Origin of the sequence: Streptomyces sp. NPDC127084, assembly GCF_042724175.1 — a bacterium.
Taxonomy (GTDB): Bacteria; Actinomycetota; Actinomycetes; order Streptomycetales; family Streptomycetaceae; genus Streptomyces.
In genome coordinates this window covers 16,222-33,888 of sequence record NZ_JBHXFA010000037.1, presented here as the reverse complement: position 1 = coordinate 33,888, position 17,667 = coordinate 16,222, and the positions used below count along the sequence as shown (strand labels likewise).

20 protein-coding genes and 1 riboswitch are annotated in these 17,667 nt (G+C 71.2%); of the genes, 4 read left to right on the top strand and 16 right to left on the bottom strand.

Annotated elements, in window-relative coordinates; translation table 11 throughout:
• The 4 genes from ACFWI9_RS11840 to ACFWI9_RS11825 form a co-directional block, all read right to left on the bottom strand.
• Window positions 1–1,313, bottom strand: a 1,313-nt coding sequence (locus tag ACFWI9_RS11840) for a pyridoxal phosphate-dependent decarboxylase family protein (protein WP_387160992.1), incomplete at its 3' end; no start/stop codon positions are given.
• Between the two features lie 65 nt (window positions 1,314–1,378).
• Window positions 1,379–1,957 (bottom strand): G/U mismatch-specific DNA glycosylase, encoded by a 579-nt coding sequence (mug, locus tag ACFWI9_RS11835; protein ID WP_387160990.1) that lies wholly within the window; start codon window positions 1,955–1,957, stop codon window positions 1,379–1,381.
• Window positions 1,958–1,998: 41 nt separating this feature from the next.
• Window positions 1,999–3,432, bottom strand: coding sequence for an adenylosuccinate lyase (purB, locus tag ACFWI9_RS11830; protein ID WP_387160987.1), 1,434 nt, complete (start codon window positions 3,430–3,432; stop codon window positions 1,999–2,001).
• Window positions 3,433–3,674: 242 nt separating this feature from the next.
• Complete coding sequence (locus tag ACFWI9_RS11825) at window positions 3,675–4,487, bottom strand: SGNH/GDSL hydrolase family protein (protein ID WP_387160986.1); 813 nt, start codon at window positions 4,485–4,487, stop codon at window positions 3,675–3,677.
• A 188-nt stretch (window positions 4,488–4,675) separates the two neighbouring features.
• On the opposite strand from ACFWI9_RS11825, the gene ACFWI9_RS11820 reads away from it, so the two are divergent.
• Window positions 4,676–4,924, top strand: coding sequence for a holin (locus ACFWI9_RS11820; protein WP_387160984.1), 249 nt, complete (start codon window positions 4,676–4,678; stop codon window positions 4,922–4,924).
• Here the strand turns inward: ACFWI9_RS11820 and ACFWI9_RS11815 are convergent.
• Together ACFWI9_RS11815 and ACFWI9_RS11810 are read right to left on the bottom strand one after the other, a co-directional pair.
• Complete coding sequence (locus ACFWI9_RS11815; protein ID WP_387160981.1) at window positions 4,921–5,943, bottom strand: hemolysin family protein; 1,023 nt, start codon at window positions 5,941–5,943, stop codon at window positions 4,921–4,923. The two genes, ACFWI9_RS11820 and ACFWI9_RS11815, sit on opposite strands and share 4 nt — an antisense overlap.
• Complete coding sequence (locus ACFWI9_RS11810; RefSeq protein ID WP_387160979.1) at window positions 5,940–7,313, bottom strand: hemolysin family protein; 1,374 nt, start codon at window positions 7,311–7,313, stop codon at window positions 5,940–5,942. Before ACFWI9_RS11810 ends, ACFWI9_RS11815 begins: the two co-directional genes overlap by 4 nt.
• A gap of 256 nt (window positions 7,314–7,569) precedes the next feature.
• On the opposite strand from ACFWI9_RS11810, the gene ACFWI9_RS11805 reads away from it, so the two are divergent.
• Window positions 7,570–7,773: a hypothetical protein gene (locus ACFWI9_RS11805; RefSeq protein WP_387160978.1), complete on the top strand. Its 204-nt coding sequence runs from the start codon at window positions 7,570–7,572 to the stop codon at window positions 7,771–7,773.
• Window positions 7,774–7,783: 10 nt separating this feature from the next.
• Here ACFWI9_RS11805 and ACFWI9_RS11800 read toward each other — a convergent pair whose 3' ends face one another.
• Genes ACFWI9_RS11800 through bioB form a run of 5 tightly spaced genes read right to left on the bottom strand, consistent with a single transcriptional unit; the run spans window position 7,784 to window position 12,255 of the window.
• Complete coding sequence (locus tag ACFWI9_RS11800) at window positions 7,784–8,512, bottom strand: class I SAM-dependent methyltransferase (RefSeq protein WP_387160976.1); 729 nt, start codon at window positions 8,510–8,512, stop codon at window positions 7,784–7,786.
• A gap of 53 nt (window positions 8,513–8,565) precedes the next feature.
• Complete coding sequence (locus ACFWI9_RS11795; RefSeq protein WP_387161026.1) at window positions 8,566–8,919, bottom strand: VOC family protein; 354 nt, start codon at window positions 8,917–8,919, stop codon at window positions 8,566–8,568.
• A gap of 24 nt (window positions 8,920–8,943) precedes the next feature.
• Window positions 8,944–9,657, bottom strand: a complete 714-nt coding sequence (bioD, locus tag ACFWI9_RS11790) for a dethiobiotin synthase (protein ID WP_387160975.1) — start codon at window positions 9,655–9,657, stop codon at window positions 8,944–8,946.
• Between the two features lie 56 nt (window positions 9,658–9,713).
• Window positions 9,714–11,003, bottom strand: coding sequence for an adenosylmethionine--8-amino-7-oxononanoate transaminase (locus tag ACFWI9_RS11785; protein WP_387160974.1), 1,290 nt, complete (start codon window positions 11,001–11,003; stop codon window positions 9,714–9,716).
• Entirely contained in the window at window positions 10,996–12,255 is a 1,260-nt protein-coding gene (bioB, locus tag ACFWI9_RS11780; RefSeq protein WP_387160972.1) for a biotin synthase BioB, read from the bottom strand. Before bioB ends, ACFWI9_RS11785 begins: the two co-directional genes overlap by 8 nt.
• A 157-nt stretch (window positions 12,256–12,412) precedes the next feature.
• Between bioB and ACFWI9_RS11775 the strand changes: the two genes are divergently transcribed.
• Window positions 12,413–13,558 (top strand): 8-amino-7-oxononanoate synthase, encoded by a 1,146-nt coding sequence (locus ACFWI9_RS11775; RefSeq protein WP_387161025.1) that lies wholly within the window; start codon window positions 12,413–12,415, stop codon window positions 13,556–13,558.
• A gap of 5 nt (window positions 13,559–13,563) precedes the next feature.
• On the opposite strand, the gene ACFWI9_RS11770 is transcribed toward ACFWI9_RS11775, so the two are convergent.
• The 4 genes from ACFWI9_RS11770 to ACFWI9_RS11755 form a co-directional block, all read right to left on the bottom strand.
• Window positions 13,564–14,118 carry a DUF6328 family protein gene (locus ACFWI9_RS11770; protein WP_387160971.1) on the bottom strand — a complete coding sequence of 185 codons (555 nt, stop codon included), beginning with the start codon at window positions 14,116–14,118 and terminating at the stop codon, window positions 13,564–13,566.
• Window positions 14,119–14,198: 80 nt separating this feature from the next.
• A complete protein-coding gene (locus tag ACFWI9_RS11765; protein ID WP_387160969.1) occupies window positions 14,199–14,675 on the bottom strand; it encodes a C40 family peptidase in 477 nt (158 codons plus the stop codon).
• 3 nt (window positions 14,676–14,678) lie between these two features.
• Window positions 14,679–14,835, bottom strand: a riboswitch (cyclic di-AMP (ydaO/yuaA leader).
• Between the two features lie 362 nt (window positions 14,836–15,197).
• Window positions 15,198–15,506 (bottom strand): hypothetical protein, encoded by a 309-nt coding sequence (locus ACFWI9_RS11760; protein WP_387160966.1) that lies wholly within the window; start codon window positions 15,504–15,506, stop codon window positions 15,198–15,200.
• A 7-nt stretch (window positions 15,507–15,513) separates the two neighbouring features.
• Window positions 15,514–16,149 carry an ATP-dependent Clp protease proteolytic subunit gene (locus ACFWI9_RS11755; protein WP_387160964.1) on the bottom strand — a complete coding sequence of 212 codons (636 nt, stop codon included), beginning with the start codon at window positions 16,147–16,149 and terminating at the stop codon, window positions 15,514–15,516.
• 57 nt (window positions 16,150–16,206) lie between these two features.
• Here ACFWI9_RS11755 and ACFWI9_RS11750 point away from each other — a divergent pair, with 57 nt between their 5' ends.
• Window positions 16,207–16,500: a type II toxin-antitoxin system Phd/YefM family antitoxin gene (locus tag ACFWI9_RS11750; RefSeq protein WP_387160963.1), complete on the top strand. Its 294-nt coding sequence runs from the start codon at window positions 16,207–16,209 to the stop codon at window positions 16,498–16,500.
• A 96-nt stretch (window positions 16,501–16,596) separates the two neighbouring features.
• Here ACFWI9_RS11750 and ACFWI9_RS11745 read toward each other — a convergent pair whose 3' ends face one another.
• Window positions 16,597–17,601 carry an ABC transporter permease gene (locus ACFWI9_RS11745; RefSeq protein WP_387161023.1) on the bottom strand — a complete coding sequence of 335 codons (1,005 nt, stop codon included), beginning with the start codon at window positions 17,599–17,601 and terminating at the stop codon, window positions 16,597–16,599.
• Window positions 17,602–17,667: the final 66 nt, after the last annotated feature.

Genomic DNA, 17,667 nt, shown 5'->3' with positions numbered 1-17,667 from the left:
CCCCACACACCCACCCCCCCCCCCGGGCCCGGTGGCCGCCTCCCACCCCACCCCGCGCCCCGGCGTTCCCCGGCCCCCCCCCCGGCGCGGGGGGGCGGCGCCCCCCAAACCGGCCCCCCCCCCTGCGTGAACACCACGTCGTTCAGCACCCGGGCGCCCTCGATTCCGGCAATGCCGCGGGCGAACGCCGAGGCATGGCGGCACAGCCGCTCGACAAGGGCGGCGACACCCGACCGGCCGAGCGAGCGCAGCACGGCCCACACGGTGAAGGCCCGGCCACGCCGGGAGAGTTCGGGCACCTTGTCGAAGGGGTCGCCGCGTTCATGGTGGATGAGGTAGTCGCCGCGTCGGCCCATCGCCGCCCGCAGTGCCGGGGCGTCCCGTACGACGGCCAGACCGCAGTCGTAGGGCACGTTCAGGGTCTTGTGGGCGTCCGTGGCCCAGGAGTCGGCGCGCACACAGCCCGCGGTGAGCGGGGCATACGCGGGGGTTGCAGCGGCCCACAGGCCGAAGGCTCCGTCGATATGCACCCAGGCCCCCGCGGCGTGCGCGGCCTCGATCGTCACCTCGAACGGGTCGAAGGCGCCGGTATGGATCTCCCCGGCCTGGAGCGACACGATCGTCGGCTCATCCCGGCCTCCCGTTTCCAGGGCGTCCAGCAGCGCGGCGGGCACGATACGTCCCTGGTCGTCCGCCGCCACCGGTCGTGGTTCCCCCAACCCGAGATAGCGGAGCGCCAGATCGACCGTCATATGGCGGCACTCACCGGTGAGCACCCGGACCCGGGGACCGCCGCTGAGGCCATCGCGGGCGGCGTTCCAGCCCGCCCGCCGCAGCACCGTGTCGCGGGCGGCGGCGAGACAGGTGAAGTTGGCCATGGTGGCACCGGTGGTGAAGCCGACGGCACTGTCCGGCGGCAGGCCCAGGAGGTCCAGGAGCCATCCTTCGGCGATGTCCTCCACCGCCGTGTGCGCCGGTGAGACCAGACGCAGCACCGAGTTCTGGTCCCAGGCGCTCACCAGCCAGTCGGCGGCCAGGGCCGCCGGTTCGCTGCCCCCGATCACGAAGCCGTAGAAACGCCCGCTGGGGAAGGCCGTGAGACCCGGCTCGCAGGCGTCGGCCAGCAGGTCGATGACGTCCTCGGGCGGGCACGGACCGTCCGGCAGCTCGGTGCCGAGCGCACGTACCACCTCGGCGACCGTGGCACGGGCCGGGACCCGCCGCTCGGTCAGGCTTGCGAGCCAGCGAACGGCATGGTCGTGCGCCCGGCGCAGCGCCGCCTCTCGCGGGTCCGCCGCCCCTCCGGGGTCCATGCTTCGGACTATGGACCGCGCGCGGGGACCCCGCAACACCGCGGCCCCGAGGTCCACGCTCCCGCTCAGGCGGAGGGCTCGGCCACGCCCGCGGCCAGCCGCAACCGGCGGTACTCATCGGCCATGGACCGCACGGTCCAGTGCGCGTTCAGACCGCTGGGATTGGGCAGCGCCCAGATCCGCGTCGCACCGATCATCCGCTCCTGCGGGCCGATCCGCGCACCGCGCTCCCCGAAGGCCGTGCGGTACGCGGTGACCCCGGCGACCGCGAGCCAGCGGGGCCGCAGCCGCTCCACCTTCTCCGCGAGGATCCTGCCTCCGTCACGGAACTCCTCCGCGCTCAGCTCGTCCGCGCGGGCGGTGGCCCGGGCGGCCACATTGGTGATGCCGAGACCGTACGACAGCAGTTCGTCCTGCTCATCCGGCCGAAGCTGACGCGGGGTGAAACCCGCGAGGTGCAGCACCGGCCAGAAGCGATTGCCCGGCCGGGCGAAGTGATGCCCCGTCGCCGCCGACAGCAGACCAGGGTTGATCCCGCAGAAGAGGACGGCCAAGCCGTCCGCGATCACATCGGGAACGAGGCGATCGCGGGCGGCCTCCAGCTCGGCGGGCGTGAACCGGGGCGTCCGGTGGGGCCGGGGCATTTCGGTGTGTCCGGTGCGTCCGTGGTCTCCGGTGCTCTCGGTCAGAGAATCGCGCCGGGGGCGTACCCGGCGGCATCCGGGTGCTGCTTGGCGATCTCCTCGATCCGCGAGACCACCGACGCGACCTGGTCGCCCGCCGCACCGGTGAAGGACAGCTTGTCCGCCATGAGGGCGTCGAGCGCGGCACGGTCCAGCGGGACGCGCTCGTCGGCCGCGAGTTTGCCCAGCAGCTCGTTGCGCTCGGCACCCTGCTCGCGCATCGCCAGCGCGGAGGCCACAGCGTGCTCCTTGATGACCTCGTGGGCGACCTCGCGGCCGACACCGGCGCGCACCGCGCCCATGAGGACCTTGGTCGTGGCCAGGAAGGGCAGGTAGCGGTCCAGTTCACGTGCCACGACGGCGGGGAACGCGCCGAACTCGTCCAGCACCGTCAGGAAGGTCTCCACCAGTCCGTCGAAGGCGAAGAAGGCGTCCGGCAGCGCGACCCGGCGTACCACCGAGCAGGAGACGTCGCCCTCGTTCCACTGGTCGCCGGCCAGCTCGGCGGTCATCGACGCGTAGCCGCGCAGGATGACCATCAGGCCGTTGACGCGTTCGCAGGAGCGGGTGTTCATCTTGTGCGGCATCGCCGACGAGCCGACCTGGCCGGGCTTGAAGCCCTCGGTGACCAGCTCGTGCCCGGCCATCAGCCGGATGGTCTTCGCTAGCGAGGACGGCGCGGCGGCGAGCTGCACCAGTGCCGTGACCACGTCGTAGTCCAGGGAGCGCGGGTAGACCTGGCCGACGGAGGTGAAAGCGTGCGCGAAGCCCAGGTGGGCGGCGATGCGCTGCTCCAGCTCGGCGAGCTTGGCAGCGTCACCGCCGAGCAGGTCGAGCATGTCCTGGGCCGTGCCGACCGGGCCCTTGATGCCGCGCAGGGGATAACGGCCCAGCAGATCCTCAAGCCGCCCGTAGGCGACGAGCAGTTCGTCGGCCGCCGTCGCGAAGCGCTTGCCCAGTGTCGTGGCCTGCGCGGCCACGTTGTGCGAGCGGCCGGCCATCACGAGCTCGGCGTACTGCCCGGACAGCGCGCCGAGGCGGGTGAGTACCGCGACCGTGCGGTCCCGCATCAGCTCCAGCGAGAGCCGGATCTGGAGCTGCTCCACGTTCTCGGTCAGATCGCGGGAGGTCATGCCCTTGTGCACATGCTCATGGCCGGCGAGGGCGTTGAACTCCTCGATACGGGCCTTCACATCGTGCCGCGTGACCTTCTCACGCTCGGCGATGGAGGCCAGATCGACCTGGTCGAGCACCCGCTCATAGTCGGCGAGCGCGGCCTCGGGCACCTCGATCCCGAGATCCCGCTGGGCGCGCAGCACGGCCAGCCAGAGTCGGCGCTCCAGCTTCACCTTCTGCTCGGGGGACCACAGGACGGCGAGCTCCGCGGAGGCGTAGCGGCCGGCCAGGACATTGGGGATGCGGGGCTTGGCAGTCACGTGTACGGATTCTACTGGCGGATTGCGCAGGCCAGCGCGCCGCCCCGGTTTGTGGCTTGCTACGAGAGCCCAGCGGTCTCCCCGTCCGGGGCCGGCTCGCACCTTCCGCCAATGGGCGCACGATCACGCCCCCGACTTTTGAGGTTCTCAGTGGGAACCCGCCCGAGGGGGTGCATCGGTCTACGGCTCCATGGCGCAGGGGCCGGACGGCAGCGCGCAGGCCGCCCGGGTTTGTGGGTCTGCTACGGGAGCCCTGCGGTCTCCCCGTCCGGTTCACCGGCGAGCGGGACGGAGTAGGGGAGCAGCTCGGGCCGTTTCGCCGGCCGTCCGTCGCCCGAGGAACGCCCGGTGAGCCGACGCCCGATCCAGGGCAGCAGATACTCCCGCGAGAAGCGCAGGTCCGCCGTGCGCCGGGCGGCCCAGCCCGGGACCACGGCCGTGGGCAGCGGCGCCCGCCAGTCCTCCTCGGGCGTGAGGCCCAGCGTCTGCCACACGGCCTCGGCGACCCGGCGGTGGCCCTCGGCGGTCAGATGCAGCCGGTCCACGTCCCACAGCCGCTGGTCCCCGAGTACCGGGGCTCCGTACAGGTCCACCACGAGCGCGCCATGCCGAGCGGCAAGTACGTCGATGTGGGCGAACAGCTCCTCCATACGCGGCCGGAAGCGCTCCATGACCGGCCCGTTGCGCCCCGGACTGCGCATGAGCACCAGCCGGCCGCACGACGGGGCGAGTCGCTCCACCGCTTCGTCGAGCAGCCCCCGCACCCTGCCCATGTCGCACTTGGGGCGCAGAGCGTCGTTGAGCCCGCCGACCAGGGTCACCACATCCGCGTTCATCGTCGCTGCGCGGTCCACCTGCTCGTCGACGATCTGACCGATGAGCTTGCCGCGCACGGCGAGGTTCGCGTACCGGAAACCGGGCGTGCGGGCCGCGAGGCGTGCCGCCAGGAGATCGGCCCAGCCCCGGTACGAGCCGTCGGGGCGAAGGTCGGACATGCCCTCGGTGAAGGAGTCGCCGATCGCGACGAAGCTGGTGTGCTCTGCAGATATCTCCATGGCGGGGGGATCATACCGCGCGGTATGTCCAGTGGGTCCCCTGTGTCACTGGGGCCCTGTCGTCAGTGCGGGGGTGTAGTCGTGGTGGATGGCGTCCGGGCGCCCTGCCGGGGTCGAGGCCGCGAGCCCCGCCCCCTGGTTCGGGGGCGGTCGTGGCCGGTCACTCACGGTTGGGTAATGTCGCGTACATGTCGAATCTGTTGAGTGCCGCCTTCTGGACCGCCACGGCCGAACGCGCCATCCGCACCTTCGCCCAGTCGCTCGCCGCGGTGCTCGTAGCAAAGGCGACAAGCCTGTTCGACGTCGACTGGCCCGCCGCCCTTGCGACGGCGGGCCTCGCCACGCTGCTCTCCGTACTCACGGCGATAGGTACCTCAGGGGTGGGTGGACGCGGCCCCGGTATCACCGAGACCACGGACCGCGCCCCCAGGCCCTAGGCGTTCTGTCCGGGTGTACCGACCAGTTCCCGCAGGACGTCCTCCATCGTGACCAGCCCGGCCGGTTCGCCATCCTCGTCGAGCACCGCGGCGAGGTGCGTACGGCTGCGGCGCATCGCGGTCAGCACATCGTCCAGCGGGGTCGCGGCCCGCACCCGGGCGATCGGCCGCAGGGCCGTTACCGGGAACGGCATATCGCGTGGAGCCTCGTCCAGGGCGTCCTTCACATGCAGATAGCCGAGGATCCGGCGCGTGCCGTCCAGGACCGGGAAGCGCGAGAAGCCCGACTCGGCGGACAGCCGCTCCAGCTCCTCCGGTGTGGTGCCGACCTGGGCGTACACCACCTGTCCGACCGGTACCACGACCTCGCGGACCGGTCGGCGCCCCAGCTCCAGCGCGTCGTGCAGCCGCTCGGCAGCCCGGTCGTCCAGGAGCCCCGCGTCCCCCGAATCGCGCACCATACGGGCCAGTTCGTCGTCCGAGAAGGTCGCGGACACCTCGTCCTTGACCTCCACCCGCAGCAGCTTGAGCAGGGTGTTGGCGAAGGCGTTGATCGTGAAGATCACCGGTCGCAGCGCCCGGGCCAGCGCCACCAGTGGCGGACCGAGGGCCAGCGCCGTACGCGTCGGCTCGGCGAGCGCGATGTTCTTGGGCACCATCTCGCCCAGCAGCATGTGCAGATACGTCGCCACCGCCAGCGCGATCACGAACGAGATCGCGTGCACCAGCCCCTCCGGCACCCCGACCGCGTCGAAGACCGGCTCCAGCAGATGCGCGATCGCCGGCTCGGCCACCACACCCAGCACAAGCGTGCACAGGGTGATACCGAGCTGCGCCGCGGCCAGCAGTGCCGAGACATGCTCCAGGCCCCAGATGACGCTGCGCGCCCTCCGGTCGCCTTCCTCGGCCTTCGGTTCGATCTGGCTGCGGCGCACCGAGACCAGGGCGAACTCGGCACCGACGAAGAAGGCGTTGACGACCAGCGTCAGAAAAGCGATGAAAAGCTGGATCGCGGTCATCGCGCGAACCTCCCGTCCGCGTCGCCGCCCGCCGGCCCACCGGTGTCAGGCTCGCCGTCCGCCCAGGGCAGCGGCGCGTGCAGCAGCACCCGCGCCGCGCGCCGCCCGGACGCGTCCACGACATCGAGCCGCCAGCCACCGAGCTCCATGGTGTCGCCGACGGCCGGTATCCGGCCGAGTGTGCTGGCGATCAGACCCGCCAGGGTCTCGTACGGACCGTCGGGCACCCGCAGCCCGATCGCCTGGAGCTGATCGGTGCGCGCGGCACCGTCGGCGGACCACAGGGCCCGCCCGTCCGCGTCCTCGCCCGCCCGGGCCAGGTCCGACGTCTCGTGCGGATCGTGCTCGTCGCGCACCTCGCCGACGACCTCCTCCACGATGTCCTCCAGGGTGACCACTCCGGCCGTACCGCCGTACTCGTCGATCACCACGGCCATCGTCCGCTTGGCGGACAGCCGATCCAGCAGCCGGTCCACGGTCAGTGTCTCGGGCACCAGCACCGGCTCCCGCAGCAGCTCCACCACCGGATGGCGGATCCGCTGGGCGGCCGGTACGGCGAGGACGTCCTTGATGTGGGCGATCCCGATCACCGTGTCGAGGCTGTCCCGGTACACGGGGAAGCGCGACAGCCCGGTTGCCCGGGTGGCGTTGGCAACATCCTCCGCGGTCGCTCGTGACTCCAGGGCGGTGACCTGGACGCGCGGGGTCATCACGTTCTCCGCCGTGAGGTCGGCGAGATTCAGGGTGCGGACGAACAGCTCGGCGGTGTCCGGCTCCAGCGCGCCTTCTTTGGCGGAGTGCCGTGCCAAGGCGACAAGCTCCTCGGGGGTACGCGCCGAGGCGAGCTCCTCCGTCGGCTCGAACCCGAAGCGGCGCACCAAGCGGTTCGCCATGTTGTTCAGATGGCCGATCAGCGGGCCGAACGCGGCGGAGAAGACGCGCTGCGGCGTGGCGACGACCTTCGCGACCGCGAGCGGCGACGAGATCGCCCAGTTCTTGGGGACCAGCTCGCCGACCACCATCAGCGCGATCGTCGACAGCGCCGTACCGATGACCAGGGCCAGGGACGAGGCGATGGACGTGGAGACGCCGATCGCCTCCAGCGGACCCGTGATCAGCTTGGCGATGGAGGGCTCCGCGAGCATACCGACGACCAGGTTGGTCACCGTGATGCCGAGCTGGGCCCCGGAGAGCTGGAAGGTGAGGCCGCGCACCGCCTTCAGTGCACTGGCGGCGCCGCGCTCGCCCCGTTCCACGGCGCGCTCCAGGTCGGGGCGCTCGACCGTCGTGAGCGAGAACTCCGCCGCGACGAACGCTCCACACGCGAGGCAGAGCAGCACCGCCACGAGGAGCAGGAGCACTTCGGTCATCGGTTCACCTCCGTCCCATGATCGGTCGGCGGGAGGAGGAACGCTCGGTTTCCGAGGTGGTGGCTGCTACTGGGAGGCTCGCCCATGGGCGGACGCTCACACCTTTCGTTCGAAGGCGAATAGTTGTGCCTATAGTAAAGGACCGGCAAAGCATCCGGTGATGCCGCTCCGTGCCGGGGCCCACCCCGGACAGCGCTCATGCCCGCGGTAGCGGCGTCGCGCTGCTGAGACGGCCGCTCAAGGCCGAGGGGATCACGTGGAAGGAGCTGGCCGACAGGCTGGGGATCTCCGCGAAGTCGTGGGCCGGGCCGTGGACGCGTATGTGATCACGGAGGCGCATCAGGGTTACGGCCTCAGCCTGCAGCGGGGGACGTTCGTGCTGCGCGACCGCGGGACGGATGAGAAGGCCGAGTCCTTCGAGCAACTCGGCCTGTTCGACGTCGGCAATCCGATCGGCTGACGCGAGCGGCTCAGGACTCCGCTAGCCCCGCCCCGTCCGTACTCTCCGACCCGGTTGCCGGCCCGTCTGGTGCGAAGGGGCGGCGCGCCACGCCCAGCACGGTGAACGACGAGGGCAGCCTAAGCCCCTTCCCCGGGATGTACAGCGACCGGTAGGCGCCGATCTCGAAACCGGCCCGCTCCATGGCGGCCAGCGGCTCCCGGGCCGTGTGGCAACCGCCGAACAGCAAGGGCCACACCGAGCGGTCCAGTGCCCGCTGCGTACCTGCCATGAACCGCCCGGGTGCCCGGCCGTGTTCGAGGAAGCGCAGTTCCCCACCGGGCCGCAGCACACGACTGATCTCGCTGAGCGCTCGGGCGACATCCCGTACCGAGCACAGCACCAGGGACACCACGGCCCCGTCGAACGCCTCGCTCTTCACGGGCAGCGCTTCGGCGGCGCCCGGCACCACATCGACCGGCACATCGGCGTTGCGCGCCGATGTCACCGCCAGCTGCCGCAGTACACGCTCCGGTTCGATCGCCACGACCTCCGAAACGGCGGCCGGGTAGTGCGGGAAGTTCAACCCGTTGCCCGCGCCGATCTCGATGATCCGACCGGAAAGGCCCGACAGTAGCTCAGCGCGGTAGTCCGCGATTCCGAGTCCGCTGTCGGCGGCGACGCTGAGCCGGGCGTAGAAACGGGCGAACAGCGGATGGTGGACGGTGTCCCGGTGGACTTTCGGCGCGCGCAACGGCATCGTGGGCCTCCTCGGACGACCGGTACGGTGATTCTCCCCCCGAACCGCCCGGATCAGCCGATCCCGCACGCAACAAAGCAGAATTCATTGCCTTCAGGGTCCCGCAGCACCTGGAACGCTCCCTGTTCGTCGTTGACGACACCGCCGACGAGCGAGGCACCGAGCCGCACGGCAGCGGCGGACGCGGCCATGATGTCGCCCCCGTCCAGGTCCAGATGCAGCCGGTTCTTGACCTGCTTGCCCTCCGGTACGCGCTGGAACGCCACGCGGATGAACCCGGGCGGATCGACATACGCCCAGTCCGGATTCCGCTCCACGGGCTCGCCACCGAGCAGCCCCGCCCAGAACCGGGCCGAAGCCGCCGGCTCGGCGCAGTCGAAGACGATCTCGTTGACCCTCGCGCGCACCGGCTCGGCATCCATCCGACGAGCCTACTGTCCTGCCGTGAAGCGGTCCGCGTCCCACACGCCACCGAGTACCGGGGCGAGCCAGGAGGGCGCGCTGCGCCGGAAGTCGTCGGGGGCCCGCCCGCCCGCGCCCTCGGGCACCGCACCGATCAGCTCGGCGCCCGAGGTCACGGGGAGGTCGGTGAGGTTGCACCGCGCGGCGAGATCCGGTGCGGCGGGCCAGCTGCCGACGACGACTCCCAGCGGCTCCAGCGAACGCGCGCGCAGCGCCTCGGTGGTGAGCTGTGTCGCGTTCAGCGTGCCGAGTCCGGCGGCCGCGACCACCAGTACCGGTGCGCCCAGCAGCCCTGCGGCGTCGGCGAGCGTACCGCCCGCGTCGTCGAGGCGTACCAGGAGACCGCCCGCGCCCTCGACCAGCACGAGGTCGTGCTCGGTGGCGAGCTTCTCCGCGGCCTCCGCGACGTCCCGGGGTCCGACCGTGGTGAGACCCGCCCGCCGCGCGGCCGTGTTCGGGGCCAGCGGCTCCGGGAACCGCGCGAGCTCCACCGCCGTCACCCCGGGGCCCGCGAGCCGTGCCGCCTCGTGGGCGTCCCCGGGTTCGCCCGGCGCCAGCCCGGTCTGCGCGGGCTTGAGTACGGCGACCTTCAGCCCCTTGGCCGCGCCCACGGCGGCCAGGGCCGCGGTCACCACGGTCTTGCCGATCTCGGTCCCGGTTCCGCTGACGACGATGACACCCATGCCGTTCCTCGCTTCCTCGCCTTCGTACTTCCGCCATCGCCCAGGCGACGCCTGGGTCAGCCCGCAGCCGCTGCCGCGCACACCGCCCGGGCGATCAGGGCCAGATCCTCGTCGCTCGTGACGAACGGCGGCATCGTGTACAGCAGATCGCGGAAGGGACGGATCCAGACGCCCTCGCGGACCGCCGCCCGGGTCGCCGCCGCCATGTCCACCGGATGGTCGAGCTGAACGACCCCGATGGCCCCGAGCACCCTCACGTCACGGACGCCGGGGAGCGCACGGGCCTCCGCGAGCCCCTGGTGCAGGCCCGCTTCGATCCGCTTGACCTCGTGGGCCCAGTCCTGGCCGAGCAGCAGGTCGATCGACGCGCAGGCGACGGCCGACGCCAGTGGGTTGCCCATGAAGGTCGGCCCGTGCGCCAGGACGGGCACCTCGCCCTGCGAGATGCCATCTGCCACCCGCGGGGCGCACAGCGTCGCCGCCATCGACAGATACCCGCCGGTGAGCGCCTTGCCCAGGCACATGACATCGGGGGACACCGCGGCGTGCTCCGCCGCGAAGAGCGCGCCCGTACGCCCGAAGCCCGTGGCGATCTCGTCGAACACGAGCAGCACGTCGTTGGCGTCGCAGGCCTCCCGCAGCACCCGCAGATACTCGGGGGAGTGGAAGCGCATCCCGCCCGCGCCCTGGACCACGGGCTCCACGATCACCGCCGCAAGCTCATGCGCGTGGCGTGCGATGAGTGCACGCAGACGGTCCGCGTAACCCTCCTCGAAGCCGGGCGGCGGGGCGTCCGCGAAGATCTGACGCGGCAGCACCCCCGACCACAGCTGGTGCATTCCGCCGTCCGGGTCGCACACCGCCATCGGCTGCCAGGTGTCTCCGTGGTACCCGCCGCGCCAGGTCAGCATCCGCTGCTTTTCGGGCCGTCCCACCGAACGCCAGTACTGCAAGCACATCTTCACCGCGACCTCGACCGCGACCGAACCGGAGTCGCACAGGAAGACATGCCGCAGTGGTTCAGGTGTGATCTCGACCAGCCGGGTGGCGAGGCGGACGGCGGGCTCATGGGTGAGCCCGCCGAACATCACATGACTCATCCGGTCGAGCTGGCCGCGCGCCGCCTCGTCGAGCACCGGGTGCCGGTAGCCGTGGATGGCCGACCACCAGGACGACATACCGTCGACCAGCTCCCGCCGGCCCTCGGCCGGTTCGGCGAGTCGCAGCCGCACTCCGGACGCGGACTCGACGACGAGCGGGTCCGTACGGCCCGGCATCGGGCCGTACGGGTGCCAGACATGCGCCCGGTCGAGTTCGACCAGACGCCGTACCTCCTCGCTACGCATTCGGCGCGAGGTCCGTACCAGCGCCCCGGCGCCGCACCGAGACCAGGTCGGGGCGCGCCCCGGCGGTCTCCGGAGCCGGCGTCGCGGGTGCGGACGCGCCGCCACCGCACGGTCCGCAGCCACCGCCGCCCTCGCCGTGCGACGGACCGCAGCCGCCGTCACCGTGCGAGGAACCGCAGACTCCGCCACCGCCGCTCTCGCCGTGCGACTGACCGCACCCACCGCGCGCAGCCGCGGCCATCGCGTCCGCCCGGTGCTCGGGCAGCGTGGTCGTGTCCGCGCCCTCCACCTCGAAACCCGCGTCCGCGATCATGTCGAGGTCCGCCTGACCCGCCTGGCCCTCGCTGGTCAGGTAGTCGCCCAGGAAGATCGAGTTGGCGAGGTGCAGCGCCAGCGGCTGCAGCGAACGCAGCTGCACTTCCCGGCCGCCCGCGAGCCGTACCTCCACATCCGGGCAGACGAAGCGCACCATGGCGAGGATCCGCAGCGCCCGCTGGGGCGTGAGGTTCCACTCCTTGGCGAGCGGCGTGCCCTCGAACGGGATCAGGAAGTTCACGGGCACCGAGTCCGGGTCCAGCTCGCGCAGCGCGAACACCACGTCAACCAGATCCGCATCACTCTCACCCATACCGGCGATAAGCCCCGAGCAGGCCGAAAGGCCCGCTGCGTGCGCCTTCTGCACGGTGTCCACCCGGTCGGCGTACGTGTGCGTGGTGGTGATGTCCCCGTAGGTGCCCTCAGAGGTGTTGAGGTTGTGGTTGTAGGCGTCCGCACCCGCCTCCCGCAGCCGCTCCGCCTGTCCGTCCGAGAGCAGCCCCAGGCAGGCGCACACCTCGACGCCCTCGTTCTCCGCCTTGATGGTCTCGATCGTCTTCGAGACCCGGTCGACATCGCGGTCGGTCGGTCCCCGGCCGCTCGCCACCAGGCACACCCGCTTCGCGCCGCCCGCGACACCCGCGGCGGCGGCCTTCGAAGCCTCATCGGGCTTCAGCCAGGTGTACTTGAGGATGTCGGCTTTGGAACCGAGTCGTTGCGAGCAGTACGAGCAGTCCTCAGGGCACAGACCGGACTTCAGGTTCACCAGATAGTTCAGCTTCACCCGCCGTCCGAACCACTGCCGGCGCACCTTGCCTGCCGCGGCCACCACATCGAGCAGATCGTCGTCGGAAGTCGCCAGTACGGCGAGGGCTTCTTCACGGGTCGGCAGCTCACGCCGCAAGCCCTTGTCGACCAGCGTGTTCAGGAGATCCATGGCGGAGATCCTCGCTTACCAGGCGCCTGTCGGCCAAGGAGGAAGTGGACAACACACACGGATTGAGGTGTGTGTATGACCACATTCTGTCCTCTGCCGCGCGGCGCTAGGGTCTGTTCGCTGCCTACAAAAGGACCGCACTGCCATGCCTCAGGCCATGCTCAAGGATCCGTTCGACTGGACCGACGAAGCGGCGCGGCTGCGCGCGGACGCCGGTCTCGTCCGTACGCTGCGCCCGCGCCCGGCCGATGACGCCCTGCTGGATCTGGCGAGCAACGACTACCTCGGGCTCACCCGCCGACCGGAAGTCACCGCCGCCGCAGGCGAAGCCGCCGACCGCTGGGGCGCGGGAGCCACCGGATCGCGGCTGGTCACCGGAACCACCGCGCTGCACGCCGAACTCGAAGCGGAGCTGGCCCGTTTCTGCGGGTTCGAGGCGGCGCTGGTGTTCTCCTCCGGGTACGCGGCCAACCTCGCCGCCCTCACCGCGCTGAGCGCGCACGACTCCCTCATCGTCTCGGACGCCGGGAACCACGCCTCGATCGTGGACGGCTGCCGACTCGCACGCGCCGAGACAGCCGTCGTGCCGCACGCCGACGCCGAGGCCGTACGCAAAACCCTTGACGCCCACCCCGGGCGGCGCGCGCTCGTCGTCACCGACTCGGTCTTCTCCGTGGACGGAGACGCGGCGCCGCTCACCGCGCTCGCCGCCGTCTGCCGTGCGCACGGCGCCGCGCTGGTCGTCGACGACGCGCACGGTCTCGGGGTGCTCGGCGAAGGCGGCCGGGGCGCATTGCAGGGGGCGGGGCTCGCGGGCGCGCCGGATGCCGTCGCCACCATGACCCTCTCCAAGTCGCTGGGCAGCCAGGGCGGGGCCGTACTCGGACCAGCGCGCGTCATCGCCCACTTGGTCAACGCCGCGCGGACGTTCATCTTCGACACCGGCCTCGCTCCGGCAGCGGCGGGTGCGGCACTGGCGAGTCTGCGCCTGATCGAACGTGAGCCCGAGCTCGCGGACCGTGCCCGCGCCGTGGCGGCCACGCTCTACGAACGCCTCACGAGCGCAGGGCTCACGGCCGCCCGCCCGGACGCCGCGGTCGTCTCCGTACGGGCGCCATCGCCGGAGTCGGCCGTACGCTGGGCGGCCGACTGCCGGGCGGCGGGGCTCGCCGTCGGCTGCTTCCGGCCACCGTCCGTGCCCGACGGCATCTCTCGGCTCAGGCTGACCGCGCGCGCCGACCTCACGGAGCGGCAGTTGGACGACGCGGTCACCACCATCCTGCGCACCGCACCGGGCCGCTGAGGCTCTCAGCGGCGGCCGGGTCGCGGGCCCCGGTCGTCGCGGCCCCGGTTCCGGTCGTCGCGGTCCGCCTGCCGCCCGCTCCGGTCGAACTTCCGTGCCATGCCGAGCGGCAGCGCCCCCCACAGCATGACGCAGACGAACAGGGTCACGGCGCCGGCGATGATCCCCTCAGGCGTACCGTGCACCACGTCGACCACCAGCAGCACCGCCGAGGTCAACGCGAGGGCGAGCACGGCGAGTCCCGTCCCGGCCAGCCGCGAGGAGACCGAGACGATCTCCTTCTTGGCGCCCCTGCGGAACAGCCCGCGATGCACCGCGGCGGGCGCGGTGAACAGCGCCGCGGCCACCACGGCCAGCATCAGTGTCGTCACATAGGTGCCGCGCTGGAACGAGTCGAGCGAGGGGAACCGGGATGTGAACGCCAGGGTCAGCAGAAAGGCGAACAGGATCTGCACGCCGGTCTGGATGACCCGCAGCTCTTGCAGGAGCTCGGCGAAATTGCGGTCCGCCCGCTCGGCCTCGGTCTCATCCCGCGCCGCACAGGCTTCCTCGTTGTCCATATGGTATGAGTAAGCCATATTCTGCGGACTGTGTCCTGTTGTCAGGATGACCGGCTGTCCTCGTCGCCCGGTCTCGTCGGTCAGCCCACGCGCCCGTACCGCACACCCTTCGACCAGATCTTGCTCAGCTTGACCACGGAGCCGGTCTTGGGGGAGTGCCAGATCTTCCCGCCGCCCGCGTAGATCCCGACGTGGTAGACCTGCCCGCCGTGATGAAAGAACACCAGATCACCCTTCTGGCGGCTGGATGCCGGGATATGGCGTGTGCGGTTGTACTGAGCCTGCGCGGTGCGCGGCAGCCTCTTGCCCGCCTTCCGATAGGAAAAGAGGACAAGGCCCGAGCAGTCGAAACGGCTGGGACCGGTGGCGCCGTACCCGTAGGGTGCGCCCTTCTTGGAAGCGGCCACCTTCAGGGCCTTGGCCGCGTGCGCGGCGGCGGCTTGGGCCTCCGGAGCGCCGCCCGGTACGAGCAGGGAGCCGCCGACGGCGGCGAGAGTGACAGCGGAGACGGCACCCGTCCGCGTGAACAGGGACGGACTGTATGCATGCGCAGTCATGCGCAACCCTTCGTCAGCCGCCTGTGAAGGATGACCTGTCGGGTTCGGGCTGGCGAAGGTGCCCGGCCGCGTGCGCGGCTTCACCCCGAGGTCTGGCCGGATGTGGCGGCCGGACCGTACTGCCTGGGTCCTCCACTCCTGCCGAAAGCACTCATGTCGACTCAGGCATCCGGCGCGGCGGCAGGACTCGGCGTCCGCCCGGACCGCCCCGCCGTGGTGGCGGGGGCTTGTCGTCCCAGCGATCTTGACGCACGAACCGCCGGATTTCCTCGTTGAAACGGCATTGCGTGAAGCTCCTCACCGCTCGTCCAATCAGGTGGAGAGCCCCATTCGGCCGTGTCGGACCGGCACCGTGACAGGCTCCTTACCTGCGACTTGACGCCGCCGTCCACCGGATGGCCCATCGGGGAACGCAACTTGTAGGACACGTGGGCGGCGGAGATGCGTGAGCCGGTTGGCGGACACCCACTCGTACGCGTGCGTCCCGGCGTCTCCCCCCGCCCGGACGCGGCCTCGGCCACCTCAACTCATGGACTGCGGTGGAAGGATGATCCGGGCGGTGCGCCGTTCCCCGCCGAGCACCCGCAGTGCGCGCCCCAATACGGGCGCGTGCAGTTCGCTCTCGCCGCGCGCGTGCATCAGCGCGAGCGCGTCCCGGAGGGCCTCCGCCCGTGCGGCCAGCGCCTGCGCGGCGCGCAGTGCCCCGTATGTGTGCGTGCCGCGCGCCGGATTGATCCGTCCGAGCTGGTCGACGACTTCGAGATAGCAGTCGATGAACTCGCCCTCGGCGCGCGTCAGCGCGGGCAGCGGCGGCAGTTCCGGTGGCAGCACGGCCTGTTCACCGCGCCCCGGGCGAAGCCGCCGAAGCCTTGCGGTTCTTGACGACATGGTCGATCAGGCCGAATTCCTTCGCGGACGCCGCGTCGAAGACCGTGTCGCGGTCGAGCGTGTCGCGGACGCGTTCGCCGCTCTGCCCGGTGTGGCGCACGAGCATGGCCGCGATCTGCTCGTGCATCCGCAGCAATTCCCGGGCCTGGATGTCCAGATCGGACGGCTGCCCCCGCACCGGCTCGGGCAGCGCGGGCTGCTGGAGCACGACCCGGGCTCCGGGCAGCGCCATGCGCTTGCCGGGGGTGCCGGCGGCGAGGAGCACGGCGGCCGTGGAGGCGGCCTGCCCGAGGCAGGTGGTCGCCACATCGCAGCCCACCACCTGCATCGTGTCGTAGATGGAGGTCATCGCGCTGATGGGGCCGCCAGGCGAGTTGATGTAGAGCTGGATGTCCTGGTCCGGGGCGGCGTATTCGAGATAGAGCAGTTGGGCGACCACATCGCCGGCCGAGGTCTCGTCGATCGGCGTGCCGAGGAAGACGATGCGCTCGCCCAGCAGCTTCGAGTACGGGTCGAGAGTGCGGATACCGGAAGCGGTCCGCTCGTGGAACTCCGGAAGCACATAGCGGGCAGAGGAACGCAGCACGGGACGACTCCAACCGTAAAAAATGTACAGGACGTACAGGCGACTATGATGGGGAGCATGGCCTACGAGATTCCGGTGACGCAAGCGCGGGCAGAGCTCGCCGATTTGATCAACCGCGTCGTGTACGGGGGCGAACGGGTGGTCGTCACCCGTCATGGAAAGCCGCTCGTCGCCCTTGTCTCCGCCGCTGACCTCGAACGACTCAAGGTGCTTGAGGCCGCGGAGCAGTCCGCGGACGAGTCGGCGATCGCCTCGGTCTCGACGCTGCACCCACCCGGGCCGTCCGCTACCGGCGAACGGGGCAGGTTCGGTATCGCGGTGGAACACCGCGACCCGGGCGCCAGGTTCTGAGTACGAGAGAGCCGCGTGGCCCCGTCCGCTACAGCGGGGGCACGCGGCCGTTGTGTGTGGGCGCTCAAGCGCCCTGGCTGTGACGGGTGTTCCGGTTCAGGCCGCAGGTGCCGACACGGGTTCCGGGACCGGCCGCGGTGCGGGGCTCGGGGCCCGGCGGCGTCCGCCGATCAGGACCGCGGTCAGTCCCAGCAGGGCCCATAGGGTCAGGACGAGCGTGGGCCACGCGGAGCCGGCGCCGTCGAAGAAGGCCACCGACCGCAGCAGCGAACCACCCGCGCCGGGTGGCAGCCACTGGCCGATCAGGCCGGCCGGATCGGGCAGCAGCTCCGGTGCGGTGCCAACCCCCGAGAAGGGGTTGCCGATCAGCACGATCAGCAGGGCACCCAGCCCGAGCCCCTCGCGTCCCAGTACCGCGGCGAGCCCGGCGACTCCCGCGCCCACGGCGAGCACGGTGAGCATGAGCACCCCTGCCTCGGCCCACCAGTCACCTGTGAGCGCTCCGAGCCAGCTGTGGGCGACGGCGGTCGCGACGAGTCCGGAGAGCGCGGCCGTAGCGGTCAGGGCGGTCGCCGCACGCCATCCCCGCAGACCGAGCAGGGTCACGGCGGCTCCGGCCGCGATCCCGGCCAGGGCGAGGGGCAGGATGCTTGACGCGAGCGCGCTGCCCCGGGGGTCGTCGGGAGACGCGGCGACGACGTCCTCGATGAGCGGCCGGTTCCCCTCGGGTGTCGCCATGGAGGCGGACTCCGTGAGCAGTGCCGCCACGATGGGGCTCGCGGCCGAGGCCGTCAGCACCTTCGGCCCATCGGTGGTCACCACCATCGCGCCGTATACGTCACGGTCCTCTATCGCCTCACGGGCGGCGGCCTCGTCGTCATAGCGATGGATCTCGAACGCTTCCTCGTGCCGGGCGAAGTCCTGCTCGAGCTGGGCCGTGGCGGACGCCGGGCCCGCGACACCGATGGGCAGCTCGTTCGGGGCCATCCGGGCGGCGGGCCAGGCGAAGGCCCACAGTGCCAGGGAGACGAGAACGGGGACGAGCACCAGCACCGCGATCACGGGGCGGATGCGACGGGTGGGCGGTGCCGCGGCGGACATTGCGGGCATGGGGTTCCTCGATTCGGAATCTGAGAGAAGGATCGTTCGTTTTACTTCGCTACGCCA